The organism is Corynebacterium frankenforstense, from assembly GCF_030211955.1.
Lineage (GTDB): Bacteria > Actinomycetota > Actinomycetes > Mycobacteriales > Mycobacteriaceae > Corynebacterium > Corynebacterium frankenforstense_A.
Map to the genome: position 1 here is coordinate 47895 of NZ_JASODI010000016.1, position 15623 is coordinate 63517.

General features: G+C 71.6%; 14 protein-coding genes and 1 pseudogene. 12 read left to right on the top strand and 3 right to left on the bottom strand.

Annotated elements, in window-relative coordinates:
* Positions 1 to 17 precede the first annotated feature (17 nt).
* From aroQ to nusB, 4 genes and pseudogenes are all read left to right on the top strand, one after another.
* On the top strand, positions 18 to 488 hold the full coding sequence (aroQ, locus tag QP119_RS08835) for a type II 3-dehydroquinate dehydratase (RefSeq protein ID WP_284775401.1): 471 nt from the start codon (positions 18 to 20) through the stop codon (positions 486 to 488).
* Positions 489 to 566: 78 nt separating this feature from the next.
* A complete protein-coding gene (locus QP119_RS08840) occupies positions 567 to 1661 on the top strand; it encodes a M24 family metallopeptidase (RefSeq protein WP_284775403.1) in 1095 nt (364 codons plus the stop codon).
* Between the two features lie 163 nt (positions 1662 to 1824).
* A complete protein-coding gene (gene efp / locus QP119_RS08845) occupies positions 1825 to 2388 on the top strand; it encodes an elongation factor P (RefSeq protein WP_075663744.1) in 564 nt (187 codons plus the stop codon).
* Positions 2389 to 2404: 16 nt separating this feature from the next.
* Positions 2405 to 2962: pseudogene (nusB, locus tag QP119_RS08850) on the top strand (transcription antitermination factor NusB); the annotation flags it as partial.
* A gap of 313 nt (positions 2963 to 3275) precedes the next feature.
* Here nusB and QP119_RS08855 read toward each other — a convergent pair.
* From QP119_RS08855 to QP119_RS08865, 3 genes are read right to left on the bottom strand one after another with little or no spacing between them, the layout of a single operon-like run.
* Complete coding sequence (locus tag QP119_RS08855; RefSeq protein ID WP_284775405.1) at positions 3276 to 3743, bottom strand: hypothetical protein; 468 nt, start codon at positions 3741 to 3743, stop codon at positions 3276 to 3278.
* On the bottom strand, positions 3740 to 4282 hold the full coding sequence (locus tag QP119_RS08860; protein WP_284775408.1) for a YbjN domain-containing protein: 543 nt from the start codon (positions 4280 to 4282) through the stop codon (positions 3740 to 3742). The genes QP119_RS08855 and QP119_RS08860 overlap by 4 nt, the downstream gene beginning before the upstream one ends.
* Positions 4283 to 4329: 47 nt before the next feature.
* The gene (locus tag QP119_RS08865) at positions 4330 to 5787 is read right to left on the bottom strand and encodes a TIGR01777 family oxidoreductase (RefSeq protein WP_284775410.1); all 1458 of its coding nucleotides are present in this window, start codon (positions 5785 to 5787) and stop codon (positions 4330 to 4332) included.
* 169 nt (positions 5788 to 5956) lie between these two features.
* Here QP119_RS08865 and pyrR point away from each other — a divergent pair, with 169 nt between their 5' ends.
* From pyrR to gmk, 8 genes are all read left to right on the top strand, one after another.
* The gene (gene pyrR, locus QP119_RS08870; protein ID WP_284775412.1) at positions 5957 to 6541 is read left to right on the top strand and encodes a bifunctional pyr operon transcriptional regulator/uracil phosphoribosyltransferase PyrR; all 585 of its coding nucleotides are present in this window, start codon (positions 5957 to 5959) and stop codon (positions 6539 to 6541) included.
* Positions 6538 to 7518, top strand: a complete 981-nt coding sequence (locus QP119_RS08875; RefSeq protein WP_284775415.1) for an aspartate carbamoyltransferase catalytic subunit — start codon at positions 6538 to 6540, stop codon at positions 7516 to 7518. Before pyrR ends, QP119_RS08875 begins: the two co-directional genes overlap by 4 nt.
* Position 7519: 1 nt before the next feature.
* The gene (locus tag QP119_RS08880) at positions 7520 to 8914 is read left to right on the top strand and encodes a dihydroorotase (protein WP_284775419.1); all 1395 of its coding nucleotides are present in this window, start codon (positions 7520 to 7522) and stop codon (positions 8912 to 8914) included.
* An 88-nt stretch (positions 8915 to 9002) separates the two neighbouring features.
* A complete protein-coding gene (carA, locus tag QP119_RS08885; RefSeq protein WP_284775422.1) occupies positions 9003 to 10187 on the top strand; it encodes a glutamine-hydrolyzing carbamoyl-phosphate synthase small subunit in 1185 nt (394 codons plus the stop codon).
* A complete protein-coding gene (gene carB / locus QP119_RS08890; protein ID WP_284775424.1) occupies positions 10187 to 13558 on the top strand; it encodes a carbamoyl-phosphate synthase large subunit in 3372 nt (1123 codons plus the stop codon). Before carA ends, carB begins: the two co-directional genes overlap by 1 nt.
* On the top strand, positions 13555 to 14421 hold the full coding sequence (pyrF, locus tag QP119_RS08895) for an orotidine-5'-phosphate decarboxylase (protein ID WP_284775426.1): 867 nt from the start codon (positions 13555 to 13557) through the stop codon (positions 14419 to 14421). The genes carB and pyrF overlap by 4 nt, the downstream gene beginning before the upstream one ends.
* A 275-nt stretch (positions 14422 to 14696) precedes the next feature.
* Positions 14697 to 15017, top strand: coding sequence for an integration host factor, actinobacterial type (gene mihF / locus QP119_RS08900; protein WP_075663753.1), 321 nt, complete (start codon positions 14697 to 14699; stop codon positions 15015 to 15017).
* Between the two features lie 3 nt (positions 15018 to 15020).
* Entirely contained in the window at positions 15021 to 15608 is a 588-nt protein-coding gene (gene gmk / locus QP119_RS08905) for a guanylate kinase (protein ID WP_284775428.1), read from the top strand.
* The last annotated feature ends 15 nt before the right edge of the window (positions 15609 to 15623 follow it).

Sequence of the window (15623 nt, forward strand, 5' to 3'; positions counted from 1 at the left end):
AGAGAGAGGAACACCAGATGAGCGAGACCCCCGGCACCGAGACCCCCGTGGTGCTCGTCCTCAACGGGCCCAACCTGGACCGCCTGGGCAAGCGCCAGCCGGAGATCTACGGCACGACCACCCTGGCCGACGTCGAGGCGCAGATCGCCGCCGAGGCCGAGCGGCTGGGCTGGCGCGCCGAGTTCGCGCAGTCCAACCACGAGGGCGAGCTGATCGACCGCGTCCACGACGCCGCCGAGCGCGGCCTGCCGGTGATCATCAACCCCGGCGGCTTCACCCACACCTCGGTGGCGCTGCGCGACGCCCTGGCCGAGATCGCCGACGGCGCGGGCTTCTACGAGGTGCACATCTCCAACGTGCACGCCCGCGAGCCGTTCCGGCACCACTCCTACCTCTCGCCGATCGCGCGCGGGGTCGTCGCCGGGCTGGGCACCTATGGCTACCTGGCCGCACTGGGTGCGCTGGCGCGGGCGTCGGAAAGCAACTGAATAAAGGGTCTGTCGCCGGGGCCGGGCGGGGAACTAGAGTGAGTTCAGTCCGACAGAACGAACCCGGAGGTTGAACCCATGGCTCTCGCCGACACCCGCTTCCTCACCCGGCGGCGCACCCTCGCCGCGCGGCTGGCCGCCCAGCGCATCGACTCGATGCTGGTCACCAGCCCGCTGCACGTGCGTTACCTCTCCGGGTTCACCGGTGACGACGGCGCGCTGGTGCTGTCCAAGGACCTCTCGGCGACGATCTGCACCGACGGCCGCTACGCCACGCAGGTCGCCGAGGAGGTCCCGGACATCGAGGCCGTCATCGACCGCGCCTACGCGGCCACCCTGCTCGAGGGGCTGGACCGGCCGCGCCGCGTCGGCTTCGAGGCCGACTACCTGAGCGTCTCGGAGCTGGAGAAGCTGCGCGAGTCCGCCGGCGAGGACATCACCCTGGTGCCCGTCTCCGGGGTCATCGAGGAGATCCGCCTGCTCAAGGACAGCCTCGAGCTGACCCGTCTGCGTGAGGTCGCCGCCCTGGCCAACGAGGCCTTCAAGGGGCTCATCGACAGCGGTGAGCTGGCCGTGGGCCGCGCCGAGCGCGAGGTCGCCGCCGACCTGGAGCACCGCATGCGGCTCAACGGCGGGGAGTCCACCAGCTTCCCCACGATCGTCGCCTCTGGCCCGAACTCCGCCAAGCCGCACCACGGCGCCGGCGAGCGGATCATCGAGAAGGGCGACCTGGTCACCATCGACTTCGGCGCGCTGCGCCTCGGCTACAACTCCGACATGACCCGCACCCTGGTCATGGGCGAGCCCGACGAGTTCTCCCGCGAGATCTACGAGGTCGTGCGTAAGGCCCAGCAGGCTGGCATCGAGGCCGCCACCGTGGGCCGGCCCGTCGCCGAGGTCGACGCCGCCGCGCGCGCCGTGATCTCCGAGGCCGGCTACGGCGAGTACTTCGTGCACTCCACCGGCCACGGGGTCGGCCGGCAGGTCCACGAGGCACCCTTCGCCTCCCAGCGCGGGCAGGAGACCCTGGCCGAGAACATGACGCTGACCATCGAGCCGGGCATCTACGTGCCGGGCCGCGGCGGTGTGCGCATCGAGGACACGCTGATCATCACCCCGGGCCGCCCGGAGATCATCACCGAGTTCCCGCGCGAGCTCACCGTCATCGACTGACGCCGCCCGCGGCCGCGGCCGCGCCGCCGCCGCCCGCGCCCGCGCCCACGAACGCGCGGTGCCGCGCCCACCGCCCCGGCCGGGACCCGGTCCGGAGGCCGTGGTGTAAGCTGTCTCGAGTCCGAAAACCGATATCACACCGTCACGTCAGGAGAGTCCCTCAGTGGCAACCACCGCCGACTTCAAGAACGGCCTTGTCCTCAAGGTCGATGGCAAGCTGCAGCAGATCATCGAGTTCCAGCACGTCAAGCCCGGCAAGGGCCCGGCCTTCGTGCGCACCAAGCTCAAGGACGTCGTCTCCGGCAAGACCATCGACAAGACGTGGAACGCCGGTGTGAAGGTCGAGACGGCCACCGTGGACCGCCGCGACATGACCTACCTGTACTTCGACGGCTCCGCCTACGTCGTCATGGACGACAAGACCTACGAGCAGTACGAGCTGACCCCGGACAAGTTCGGCGACGCCGCCCGCTTCCTGCTGGAGAACATGCGCGTCCAGGTCTCCTTCCACGATGGCGAGGCCCTCTTCGCCGAGCTGCCCGTCTCCGTCGACCTCAAGGTCGAGCACACCGACCCGGGCCTGCAGGGCGACCGCTCCACCGGCGGCACCAAGCCCGCCACCCTCGAGACCGGCGCCGAGATCCAGGTGCCGCTGTTCATCGAGACCGGCAACGTGCTCAAGGTGGACACCCGCTCCGGCGAGTACCTCTCCCGCGTCAACAACTAGTCCGGGCGAGAGCACAGTGAGCAGCGAACGCGTAGACAAGTTCCGCCGTCGGGGCAGCCGGTACAAGGCCCGCCGCCGCGCCGTGGACATCCTCTTCGAGGCGGAGGCCCGCGACCTCGACCCCGTGGCGGTGGTCGAGGACCGGGTCGAGCTGGCGCGCGACCGGGAGAACCAGGTCGCCCCCGTCTCCGAATACACCCGGCAGATCGTCGCCGGCGTGGCCGAGGAGCTCGACGGCGTGGACGACGCCATCGAGCGTTACCTCGTCGAGGACTGGGACTTCGAGCGCATCCCCGCGGTCGACCGCGCGATCCTGCGCATGGCCGTCTGGGAGCTGCTGTTCAACGAGGACGTGCCCGTGCCGGCCGCCGTCGCCCAGGGCGTCGAGCTGGCCAGCGAGTACTCCACCGACGCCGCCGGCCCGTACATCAACGCACTGCTTGACGACGTCGCGCACAACCGCGAGGAGCTGCGTGCCGCCGCGGCGGCCGGCACTGCGCCGGCTGACGCCGCCGCAGCTGATGAGGCGGCCGACGAGGATGCGGCGCCGGCTGACGCCGACGCCGCCGGGGATCCGGACGTCGCGGACGAGACCGCCGACGGCGAGACCGTCGGCGGGGCGGGCGATGCCAAGACCGGCGAGACCACCGGCCCCTTCGGCGAGGTCCGCATGGACACCGGCATCGAGGCCGTCGGCGTCGAGGGCGTCGAACCCCACCACGCCGGCTCCGCCTATCCGTGCTCCGGCCAGGCCACCGGCGTCAACGCCGCCGCGCCCGCCGGCGAGGAGCACGAGCCCGGCACCGCGCACTGACGCCGAGCGCCTTCCGAAGACGTGAAAAGACCCCGCCGCGACGGGGTCTTTCTCATTCCGGGCCCGGGGTCTCCTAGCTCGTGGCGCGCATGATCGCGCCGGCGTCCTTGACCACCTCGTCCTGGGCGGCGGTGACCTCGGCAATCATCCTCGGCAGCGCGTCGGCCAGCTGGGCGTCGGTGACGCCGGGAGAGGCGATGAGCATCGCCTCAGTGCGCAGCGTGGTCACCGGACCGGCCTCCGGGTTCTGCGCGTCCGGCGGCGTGCGGCGCACCACGGCCTTCGCCGAGAACGTCCCGGAGATGAAGCGGTTGGCGGCCAGCGCCAGCGGCTCGGCCTCGGAGACCTCGAGGTCCTCCGCGGCGTGCTCGCAGGCGACGATGACCACGGTCTCGAGCACGAGGACGTGGATGCGCTGGGCGTCGTGGATCAGGGTCACACCCTTGTCGCCCTCCGGGGCAGGCGCCTCGCCGAGGGAGAGCAGCGTCTCCGCGATGCGCTGGCGGTCGACCGGGTTCAGGGTGGTGTTGTCGAAGCTCACTTGGGGTCCTCCTCGTTCTCGCCCGCCGGCTGCCCGGCGGCCGCGGCGGCCTCGGCCTCGACGTGCGCGAGGTGCGGGTCCTCCCAGTCGACGACCTCGGGGAAGGCCTGGGCCAGCTTGGCGAAGGTGTCGATGGTCTGGCGCAGGTAGTAGACGAGGAAGTCGCGGATCTGCTCGTCGGTCAGGCCCTCACCGACGGTCTGGCGGGCGCGGGCGCACACGGCCAGGCGGTCGTCCTCGGAGCCCTCGGTGACGAAGAGGACGGGCACGAAGTTGCGCTCGTTCATCGTGCGGGTGACCTCGAGGATGGAGCCGGCGCGGGCGGCGGGCACCTCGCCGCGCCAGTAGCCCTCGGCGCGCAGCTCGCCGCCGTCGACGACGAAGGCGACGGCCGTGTCGACGAAGCCGGTGACGATGCGGCTCTTCTCCGGGTCCGAGGTGTGGTCGCGGACCTCGTACTCGAGGCCGATCGCCTGGAGCGCGGCCTCGATGCGGTCGGGCCCGACCGGGGTGGGGGTCTCAGTTACTTGTTCGCTCACGCCGCCCCAGGGTACGCGAGGGCTCGAGCGCCGAGGGCGGAGGGGACTTAAGCGTCCGCCAGCTCCTCGCCGCCGAGCTCGTGGGCCAGCGCCTCGGCCAGCCCGGTGTAACGGAAGGTGTGGCCGGCGGCTTCGAGGCGGGCGGGCACCACGCGCTGGTCGGCCAGGGCGAGCTCCTCGGCGCCCTCGCGCCCGAGCAGCAGCGCCGGGCCGAAGCCGGGCACCGGGAAGGCCGACGGCCGGTGCATCTCGCGGCCGAGCGCCTTGGCGAAGTCGGCGGCGCGCACCGGCGAGGGCGCGCCGGCGTTGACGGGGCCGGCCAGCGCGGCGTCGACGATCGCGCGCACGTAGATGTCGCTGAGGTCGTCGAGCGCGATCCACGGCAGCCAGGCGGTGCCGTCGCCGAGCGCGCCGCCCAGCCCGGTGTTGAAGAGTGTCCGGTAGAGCGGCAGGATACCCGCCCCGCCCGAGAGCACCAGGCCGGTGCGCACGTTGACCACGCGCTTTCCGGCCTCCCGCGCCGGGGCGCAGGCCTCCTCCCACTCGGCGCACAGGCCGGCCAGGAACCCGTCGCCGGGTTCGGCGTCCTCGCCGAGGATCTCGTCGCCGCGGTCGGCGCCGTACCAGCCGACCGCGGAGGCGCAGACCATCACCGTGCAGCGCCCGGAGTCCGCGACCAGCTCGGCGAGCCTGCGGGTCGGCGCGATGCGCGAGTCGCGCAGCTTGGCCTTGTGGGCGTCGGTGAAGCGGCCCATGATCGGCTCGCCGGCCAGGTGGACCAGGGCGTCGACGTCGTCGAGCAGGTGGGCGTCCGGGTCGGTGGGGTCCCAGTGGCGCTCGCCGTCGCCGGCCTCGCCGCGCACCAGCCGGACCACGCGCACCCCGCCGGTGCCCAGCTGGGCGGTGAGCGCCCGGCCGACGGTGCCGCTGGCGCCGGTGACCGCGACCGTGATCTCCGGCAGGTCCAGCGGGCGCCCTGCGCCCGCACCCGCGCCCACGGCGCGGGAACCGGCGACGCCGGCCGGCGCGGCGTCGTCAATCTCTCTGGCAGTCTCGCCGGAAGCCCCGCCATGCGCGACGGCGGCGAGGCGGCGCAGCGCCTGCAGGTCGGCGACGAGCTGGTGCTGGCGGTAGGCGAAGGCCGGCGCGAGGCTGCGCGCGGGCACGCGGGTGGTGACCTCGTCGGTGATGCGGGTGTTGCCCTCGGGCGCGTCGGCGAAGCGGTGCACGTGGCGCCACTGGGTGAGCGCGCGCACGGGCGCGGAGACGCAGACGTCGACGAAGCTGCGGCCCGTCTGAAAGCCCGCCAGGTCGTGGCGTGCCTCCCAGCGCAGGCCCGCCGGCAGGCCGAAGACCGTGGTGCCGTCCGCGAGCGAGGAGGCCTGGGTCAGCGGCGTCATCGGCAGGAACGGCGGGGTGAGGCGTTCGACCGCACCCGAACGGGTGTGCCAGCGCCACACGGCCGCACGGTCGGCGGGGACGAGATGTCTGGTGGTCAGGCTCACGGCGCACGACTTTCGGGGGAGCGGACAAGGTCACCGGGGACGGTCCGCCGCGGCGGCTGGTGTAAAGTGAGGGCCGCCTGTAGGCAAATTCCATCTCCGGTCCGCGAGTCTATCCGAGCCGGGGGACATCCTTTAAGGACCGCACCGAGAGGCGGGGAAGGAGGTCACGATGAGCGAGAGGCCGCAGCGCGCCGACGAGTCCGTCGAAATTCTCGACGCAGACCAGGTCGGCCGCACCGTCGCGCGCATCGCGCACCAGATCATCGAGAAGACAGCACTGGACGCGGACGACACCGGCAGGGTGATCCTGCTCGGTATCCCCTCGGGAGGGGTGCCGCTGGCCAAGCGACTGGCCGCCGCGATCCACGAGTTCTCGGGGGTGGAGGTCTTCGCCGGCGCCCTCGACACCACGCTCTACCGCGACGACATCTACCGTCGCCCGCACCGCGCGCTCAAGCCCACGACGCTGCCCAAGGAGGGCGTGGACGGCACCACCGTGGTGCTCGTCGACGACGTCCTGTTCTCCGGGCGCACCGTCCGCGCCGCGCTCGACGCGTTGCGCGACGAGGGCCGCCCGAGCCGGATCCAGCTGGCCGTGCTGGTTGACCGCGGCCACCGCGAACTGCCCATCCGGGCCGACTACGTGGGCAAGAACCTGCCCACCGCCCGCGAGGAGGACGTCACCGTCACCCTCGCCGAGATCGACGGCACCGACGCGGTCCACCTGATTCGCCGGGGAGGCGAAAACGCATGAAGCACCTGCTGGACATCGCGGACCTGAGCCGCGAGGAGATCATCGGCCTGATGGACGAGGCGGACAACTTCCGCCGCGCGCTCGAGGGCCGCGAGATCAAGAAGCTGCCCACCCTGCGCGGGAGCACCGTGTTCACCCTGTTCTACGAGAACTCCACGCGCACCCGGTCCTCCTTCGAGACCGCGGGCAAGTGGATGAGCGCCGACGTCATCAACATCTCGGCGAGTTCCTCGTCGGTGGCCAAGGGCGAGTCGCTCAAGGACACCGGTGAGACGATCACCGCCGTCGGCGCCGACGCGATCATCATCCGCCACCCCTCCTCGGGCGCGGCCCGCCACCTGGCCGACCAGCTCGACGCCGAGGGGCGCGCCACCCACGTCATCAACGCCGGCGACGGCCGCCACCAGCACCCCACCCAGGCGCTGCTGGACGCGGTGACCATGCGCCAGCGCCTCGGCCACGTCGAGGGCCTGCGCGTCGCCATCGTCGGCGACTGCCTGCACTCGCGCGTGGTCCGCTCCAACGTGGACCTGCTGACGAAGCTCGGCGCCCAGGTCGTCCTGGTCGCCCCGCCGACCCTGCTGCCCGTGGCGGTGGAGAACTGGCCGGTCGAGGTCTCTTACGACTTCGACGCCGAGGTGGCCAAGGCCGACGTGGTGATGATGCTGCGCGTGCAGGCCGAGCGCATGCACGGCGGCTTCTTCCCCTCGCACCGCGAGTACGCGGCCCTCTACGGCCTGTCCAAGGAGCGCGCCGCGCGCATGAAGGACACCGCGATCGTCATGCACCCCGGCCCGATGCTGCGCGGTATGGAGATCAACTACGCCGTGGCCGACGCCCCGCACACCGCGGTCCTGCAGCAGGTCCACAACGGCGTGCACGTGCGCATGGCCGTCCTGCACACCCTTCTTTCCCACGGCGGCGACGTTGCCGCGGCCACCGCCGGTCCGTCCACCACCGAAAGCGCCGAGGCCTGAGATGAGTGAGAACACCGCGAACAAGATTGACGACGTCGCGCAGGCCGGCGCGGGTGCGCCGGCTGACTGGCCGGCCACGGGCCGGCTGGCGACCCACCCCGCCGGCAGCCTGCTGATCCGCGACGTGCGCCCCTACGGCGAGGGCGAGCCGGTCAATGTGCTCGTCGAGGACGCCGTGATCGCCTCCCTCGACGCGCCGGCCGACCAGACCGCCGACGAGGTGCTCGAGGGCGACGGGGGAGTGCTGCTGCCCGGCCTGGTGGACATGCACGTCCACCTGCGCGAGCCCGGCCGCGAGGACACCGAGACCATCGAGACCGGCTCGCGGGCCGCCGCCCGCGGCGGCTTCACCGCCGTGTTCACCATGGCGAACACGAAGCCGGTGACCGACCAGCCGACCATCGCCGAGAGCGTGTGGGCCAAGGGCCAGGCCGTGGGCCTGTGCGACGTCCACCCGGTCGGCTCGATCACCCAGGGCCTCAAGGGCGAGAAGATCACCGAGTACGGCATGATGGCCCGCTCGGACGCCAAGGTCCGCATGTTCTCCGACGACGGCGTGTGCGTGGACAACCCGCTGATCATGCGCCGCGCCCTCGAGTACGCCCGCGGCCTGGACGTGCTGCTGGCCCAGCACGCCGAGGACCCGCGCCTGGTCGAGGACGGCACCGCCAACGAGGGCGAGGTCTCCGGACGCCTCGGCCTGGTCGGCCGGCCGCGCACCGCCGAGGAGTCCGTGGTCATCCGCGACGCCCTGCTGGCGCGCGACTACGGCAACCGCCTGCACGTCTGCCACGCCTCCACGCGCGGCACCGTCGAGCTGCTGCGCTGGGCCAAGGACCACGACATCGCGGTCACCGCCGAGGTCACCCCGCACCACCTGATGCTCACCGACGAGCTGATCACCGGCTACGACGGCCGCTACCGCGTCAACCCGCCGCTGCGCGAGAAGGACGACACCGAGGTCCTGCGCGAGGCGCTGCTCGACGGCACCGTCGACTGCGTGGCCACCGACCACGCCCCGCACGGCTCCGAGGAGAAGTGCTGCGACTTCGAGCACGCCCTGCCCGGCATGCTCGGCCTGGAGACCTCGCTGGCCGTGGTGGCCAAGCTCTTCGTGGCCACCGGCCGGGCCGACTGGCGCTTCGTCGCCCGTGTGATGAGCGAGCGGCCCGCCGAGATCGTGCGCCTTCCCGGCCACGGCCGCCCCGTGGCCGTCGGCGAGCCGGCGAACCTGACCGTCGTCGACCCGCACCGCCCCTGGACGGTGCGCGGCGAGGACCTGGCCGCCAAGTCCGAGAACACCCCGTACGAGGGCCTCGAGTTCGACGCCCGGGTGACCGCCACCGTCCTGCGCGGCAAGGTCACCCACTCGCTGGCGGCCGAGGCCGATGCCTGAACCGGCGACGGACGCAGACTCCGACACTGAATTGACGCCGGCCGGGTTGAGCCGGCCGACCGAGACGAACCAACTGAAAGGCGACACCGTGACGCAACCGCACACCACCGCGCGACCCGGCAGGGCCGTGCTCGTCCTCGCCGACGGCCGGGTGTTCACCGGCGTGCCCTTCGGGGCCACCGGCACCACCCTCGGCGAGGCGGTCTTCACCACCGGCATGACCGGCTACCAGGAGACCATGACCGACCCGTCCTACCACCGCCAGATCGTGGCGACGACGGCCCCGCAGATCGGTAATACCGGCTGGAACGACGAGGACGACGAGTCCCGCGGCGACCGCATCTGGGTCGCCGGCCTGGTCATTCGCGACCTCTCGGCCACCGTGTCGAGCTGGCGCTCCTCCGGCACCCTTGAGGAGGCGATGGTCGAGCAGGGCGTGGTCGGCATCCGCGGTGTGGACACCCGTTCGCTGGTGCGCCACCTGCGCAACCACGGCTCGATCGCCGCCGGCATCTTCTCCGGCGCCGACGCCGAGGCCCCGCGCGAGGAGCTCGTGGACAAGGTCCGCTCCCAGCCGGCGATGGCCGGCGCGGACCTGGCCCGCGAGGTCTCCACCGACGAGGTCTACGAGGTGCCCGCCGAGGGCGAGGAGCGCTTCACCGTCGTCGCCTATGACATGGGCATCAAGTCCAACACCCCGCGCCACCTGGCACGCCGCGGCGTGCACACCGTCGTCGTGCCGGCCAACACCCCCTATAAGGACATCGAGAAGTACCACGCCGACGGCGTGTTCATCTCGAACGGCCCGGGCGACCCGGCGACCGCCGACGAGATGGTCGAGGTCACCCGCGACGTCATCCGCGCGCACGTTCCGCTGTTCGGCATCTGCTTCGGCAACCAGATCCTGGGCCGCGCGCTCGGCCTGGAGACCTACAAGCTGAAGTTCGGCCACCGCGGCCTGAATGTGCCGGTGATCAACCACGACACCGGGCGCATCCACATCACCTCGCAGAACCACGGCTTCGCCCTCAAGGGCGAGCCGGGCCAGGAGTTCGACTCCGAGTTCGGGCCGGCGCGGGTGACCCACACCTGCCTCAACGACGACTGCGTCGAGGGTGTCGCCCTCGCCGACGGCATGGCCTTCTCCGTGCAGTACCACCCGGAGGCCGCCGCCGGCCCGCACGACGCCGGCGAGATGTTCGACCGCTTCGTCGAACTGATGGAGAAGCACTCGCCCAACCGCGGCGACAACGACCGGGAGGACACCAAGTAATGCCCAAGCGCAACGACATCAGCCATGTCCTGGTCATCGGCTCCGGGCCGATCGTCATCGGCCAGGCCTGCGAGTTCGACTACTCCGGCACCCAGGCCTGCCGCGTACTGCGGCAGGAGGGCCTGCGGGTCACCCTGGTCAACTCGAACCCGGCGACGATCATGACCGACCCGGAGTTCGCCGACCACACCTACGTCGAGCCGATCAAGCCCGAGTACATCGAGAAGGTCTTCGCCAAGGAGGCCGAGGAGGGCCACCCGATCGACGCGGTGTTGGCCACGCTGGGCGGCCAGACCGCCCTGAACGCCGCGATCCAGCTCGACCGCCTCGGCATCCTGGAGAAGTACGGCGCCGAGCTGATCGGCGCCGACATCGACGCCATCGAGCGCGGCGAGGACCGCCAGAAGTTCAAGGACATCGTCGCCTCCATCGGCGGCGAGTCCGCCCGCTCCGCGGTCTGCCACACCATGGACGAGGTCTACGAGGTCGTCGAGGACCTCGGCCTGCCCGTGGTCGTGCGCCCCTCCTTCACCATGGGCGGGCTGGGCTCCGGCCTGGCCTACACCCACGAGGACCTCGAGCGCATCGCCGGCGACGGCCTGGCCGCCAGCCCCGAGGCCAACGTGCTCATCGAGGAGTCCATCCTCGGCTGGAAGGAGTACGAGCTGGAGCTGATGCGCGACGGCGACGACAACGTCGTGGTCATCGCCTCCATCGAGAACGTCGACGCCCTCGGCGTGCACACCGGCGACTCCGTGACCGTGGCCCCGGCGATGACGCTGACGGACCGCGAGTACCAGAAGATGCGTGACCAGGGCATCGCCATCATCCGCGCCGTCGGCGTGGACACCGGCGGCTGCAACATCCAGTTCGCCCTCAACCCCGAGGACGGCCGCCTGATCACCATCGAGATGAACCCGCGTGTGTCGCGCTCCTCGGCGCTGGCGTCGAAGGCCACCGGCTTCCCGATCGCCAAGATCGCCGCGAAGCTGGCCATCGGCTACACCCTCGACGAGATCACCAACGACATCACCGGCGTTACCCCGGCGGCCTTCGAGCCGACCCTGGACTACGTCATCGTCAAGGCCCCGCGCTTCGCCTTCGCGAAGTTCCCCGGCGCCGACGACACCCTGACGACCACGATGAAGTCCGTCGGCGAGGCCATGGGCATCGGCCGCAACTACATCAGCGGCCTGAACAAGGTCATGCGCTCGCTCGAGCAGAAGCCGGCCGGCTTCTGGACCGCCCCCGACGAGTCCTTCGCCGGCGAGCGCGCCCACGACGTCAAGGCCGTGCTCGAGGACCTCAAGCGTCCCACCGAGGGCCGCATGTACGACGCCGAGCTGGCCCTGCGCCTGGGTGCGAGCGTCGCCGAGGTCCACGAGGCCAGCGGCATCGACCCCTGGTTCCTCGCCGAGCTCGAGCAGCTCGTCGCCTTCCGCACCGAGGTCCTCGAGGCGCCGGTGCTCGACTCCGTCCTGCTGCGCCGCGCGAAGGTCTTCGGCCTGTCCGACGCCCAGATCGCCGCGCTGCGCCCGGAGTTCGCCGGCGAGACCGGAGTGCGCCGCCTGCGCCACTCGCTGGGCATCCGCCCGGTCTACAAGACCGTGGACACCTGCGCCGCCGAGTTCGAGGCGCGCACCCCGTACCACTACTCGGCCTACGAGCTCGACCCCGAGGCCGAGAGCGAGGTCCGCCCGCAGACCGAGAAGAAGAAGGTCATCATCCTCGGCTCGGGCCCGAACCGCATCGGCCAGGGCATCGAGTTCGACTACTCCTGCGTCCACGCCGCCCTCGAGCTCTCCCGCGTCGGCTACGAGACGGTGATGGTCAACTGCAACCCGGAGACCGTCTCCACCGACTACGACACCGCCGACCGCCTCTACTTCGAGCCGCTGACCCTCGAGGACGTCCTCGAGGTCTACCACGCCGAGGCCGCCTCCGGCACCGTCGCCGGCGTGATCGTCCAGCTCGGCGGGCAGACCCCGCTGGGCCTCGCCGAGGCGCTCAAGGCCGAGGGCCTGCCCGTGGTGGGCACCACCCCGGAGTCGATCAACAACGCCGAGGACCGCGGCGAGTTCGGCCGCGTGCTCGCCGAGGCACAGCTGCCGGCCCCGGAGTACGGCACCGCGACCACCTTCGAGGAGGCCCGCGACGTCGCCGCCGGCATCGGCTACCCGGTGCTCGTGCGCCCCAGCTACGTGCTGGGCGGGCGCGGCATGGAGATCGTCTACGACGAGCAGAGCCTCGAGGGCTACATCGAGCGCGCCACCGAGCTCAGCTCGGACCACCCGGTGCTCGTCGACCGCTTCCTGGACAACGCCATCGAGATTGACGTCGACGCCCTGTGCGACGGCGAGGAGGTCTACCTGGCCGGCGTCATGGAGCACATCGAGGAGGCCGGCATCCACTCCGGCGACTCGGCCTGTGCGCTGCCGCCGATGACCCTGGGACCGCAGGACATCGACAACGTGCGCCGCTCGACGGCCGCGCTGGCCCACGGCATCGGCGTCAAGGGCCTGATGAACGTCCAGTTCGCGCTCAAGGACAACACCCTCTACGTCATCGAGGCCAACCCGCGCGCCTCGCGCACGGTGCCCTTCGTCTCGAAGGCCACCGGCGTGCACCTGGCCAAGGCCGCCGCCCGCATCATGATGGGCGCGACCCTGGCCGACCTGCGCGGCGAGGGCATGATCCCGGAGTCCTACGACGGTGGCTCGCTGCCGCTGGCCGCCCCGATCGCGGTCAAGGAGGCGGTCCTGCCGTTCAACCGCTTCCGCACCCCCGAGGGCGAGATGCTGGACACCCTACTCAGCCCGGAGATGAAGTCCACCGGTGAGGTCATGGGCCTGGCCGGCGACTTCGGAACCGCCTACGCCAAGGCCGAGGACGCCGCCTTCGGCGAGCTGCCCGTGGAGGGCACGGTGTTCGTCTCCGTGGCCAACCAGGACAAGCGGACCCTGATCCTCCCGATCCAGCGCCTGGCCGGCCTGGACTTCACCATCATGGCCACGCACGGCACCGCGCAGATGCTGCGCCGCAACGGCGTGGACTGCGAGACCGTGCTCAAGGCCTCCGAGGTGCGCGAGGGCGCCGAGGGCCGCTCCATCGTCGACCGCATCATCGACGGCGAGGTGGACCTGATCCTCAACACCCCGGCCGGCTCCGCCGGCGCGCGCCACGACGGCTACGACATCCGCGCCGCGGCCGTGCACTCCGGCGTGCCGCTGGTGACCACGGTGCAGGGCACCGTCGCGGCCGTGCAGGGCATCGAAGCCCTGCGCGCCGGCGGGCTGACCGTGCGCCCGCTGCAGCAGCTCGAGCACACCCCGGTGGCGAAGTTCGTCGCCGAGGGCGGTGAGAAGCTGTGACCGTCGATTCCGGGACCTCTCCGGCCGCCCCGGCCGCAGGTACGCACGCCACCTTCGGCGCGCGCCTGGCCGCGGCGGGGGAGCGCTTCGGGCGGCTGTGCGTGGGCGTGGACCCGCACGCGCGCCTGCTGCACGACTGGGGCCTCGACGACGACGTCGACGGTCTGGCCGCGTTCTCCGCGCGCTGCGTGGAGGCCTTCGCGGGCCGCGTCGGCCTGGTCAAGCCCCAGGTGGCGTTCTACGAGCGCCACGGCTCGGCGGGCCTGCGCGTCCTCGAGGAGACCCTGGCGGGCTTCCGCGAGGCCGGCACGCTCACCCTGGCCGACGCCAAGCGCGGCGACATCGGCTCGACGATGGCCGGTTACGCCGACGCGTGGCTCGGTGAGGGCTCGGCCCTGCGTGTCGACGCCGTGACCGTCTCGCCGTACCTGGGTGTGGGCTCCCTGGCGCCGGCCGCCGAGGCCGCCGCCGAGCACCACGCCGGTGTGTTCATCCTCGCGGCGACCTCCAACCCGGAGGCCGCCGAGGTGCAGCGCACCGTCGACCAGGACGGGCTGACCCTGGCCCAGCGTGTAGTCAACGCCACCGAGAGGCTGGCCGCCGAGCACCCCGGCGCCACCTGCGGCGTCGTGGTCGGCGCCACGCTCGCCGAGGGTCCTGACCTGGCCGGATTCAGCGGCCCGGTGCTGCTGCCCGGTGTGGGCGCGCAGGGCGCGAGCATCGCCGCCGCCGAGCGCGTCGCCGGTGTCGCGGCGTCGCGCGCCTGGCCGAACGTCTCGCGGGCGATCCTGTCCGCGGGCCCCTCGGTGGAGGCGCTGCGCGCGGCCGTCGCGGAGTTTTCCCCCGCGTCGCTGGACACGTAGCGCGACCCACCTGGTACTTTTGGGTACCGCCCGCCGCGGCCGGTGCGAGAGCACCGGTCGCGACGTCCATCGGCCGGGAGCGACGCGAACGGCCGGTCAAGATCGACACCGAGACAGTCGGTGCTAGACTTACCGCACGTCATCGGACCATAGCGGTGCAATTCCGCGGCGCGGGAAGGCCTGAGCCTCCCCGCGGAGGTGCCGGTGTAAGACGGTTGTGACGGAGAGATCCGGAACGCCGCATAACCATCCGACTATGAAACTGGAGGAACCCCGTGGCCCTTCCGAAGTTGACCGACGAGCAGCGTAAGGCGGCTCTCGCCAAGGCCGCTGAGGCCCGCAAGGCCCGTGCCGAGCTCAAGGAGAAGCTCAAGCGCGGCGACATCACGCTCAAGGAGGTCCTGGACCAGGCCCAGGACGACGAGATCGTCGGCAAGACGAAGGTCTCCGCCCTGCTCGAGGCTCTGCCGAAGGTCGGCAAGGTCAAGGCCAAGGAGATCATGGAGGAGCTCGAGATCGCCCCGACCCGCCGTCTGCGCGGCCTGGGTGAGCGTCAGCGTCGTGCGCTGCTCGAGCGCTTCGGCTTCGCCGAGTAGATCATGACAGGTGAAACCGGCGGCCGGCTCGTCGTGCTGGCCGGCCCCTCGGCCGTGGGCAAGTCCACGCTGGTCCACCTCCTGCGGGAGCGCATCGCGGACCTGTACTTCAGCGTCTCGATGACCACCCGCGCACCGCGTCCGGGCGAGGTCGACGGCGAGGACTACTTCTTCGTCACCCCGGAGGACTTCCAGGGACACATCGACTCCGGCGAGATGCTGGAGTGGGCCGAGATCCACGGCGGCCTGCAGCGTTCCGGCACCCCCGCGTCGCCGGTGCGCGAGTCCCTGGCGCAGGGCCGTCCGGTCCTGGTCGAGGTCGACCTGGCCGGCGCGCGCAGCATCAAGTCCCTGATGCCGGAGGCGGTCACGGTGTTCCTGGCCCCGCCGAGCTGGGACGAGCTCGTCAAGCGGCTGACCGGCCGCGGTACCGAGCCGGAGGACGTCGTCGCCCGCCGCCTCGAGACCGCGCGCACCGAGCTGGCCGCGCGCGACGAGTTCGACCGCGTCGTGGTCAACGACGACGTGGAGCGGGCTTTCGCGGAGATCAGTGCTATCCTGCGTGGAGAGGATCAGGCTCCGCGGCAGTGACCTGCTGAGCGGAGC

Coding starts and splice junctions, on each gene's coding strand:
- aroQ (WP_284775401.1), top strand. CDS start 18: ATGAGCGAGACCCCCGGCACCGAGACCCCCGTGGTGCTCGTCCTCAAC.
- QP119_RS08840 (WP_284775403.1), top strand. CDS start 567: ATGGCTCTCGCCGACACCCGCTTCCTCACCCGGCGGCGCACCCTCGCC.
- pyrR (WP_284775412.1), top strand. CDS start 5,957: ATGAGCGAGAGGCCGCAGCGCGCCGACGAGTCCGTCGAAATTCTCGAC.
- QP119_RS08875 (WP_284775415.1), top strand. CDS start 6,538: ATGAAGCACCTGCTGGACATCGCGGACCTGAGCCGCGAGGAGATCATC.
- QP119_RS08880 (WP_284775419.1), top strand. CDS start 7,520: ATGAGTGAGAACACCGCGAACAAGATTGACGACGTCGCGCAGGCCGGC.
- carB (WP_284775424.1), top strand. CDS start 10,187: ATGCCCAAGCGCAACGACATCAGCCATGTCCTGGTCATCGGCTCCGGG.
- gmk (WP_284775428.1), top strand. CDS start 15,021: ATGACAGGTGAAACCGGCGGCCGGCTCGTCGTGCTGGCCGGCCCCTCG.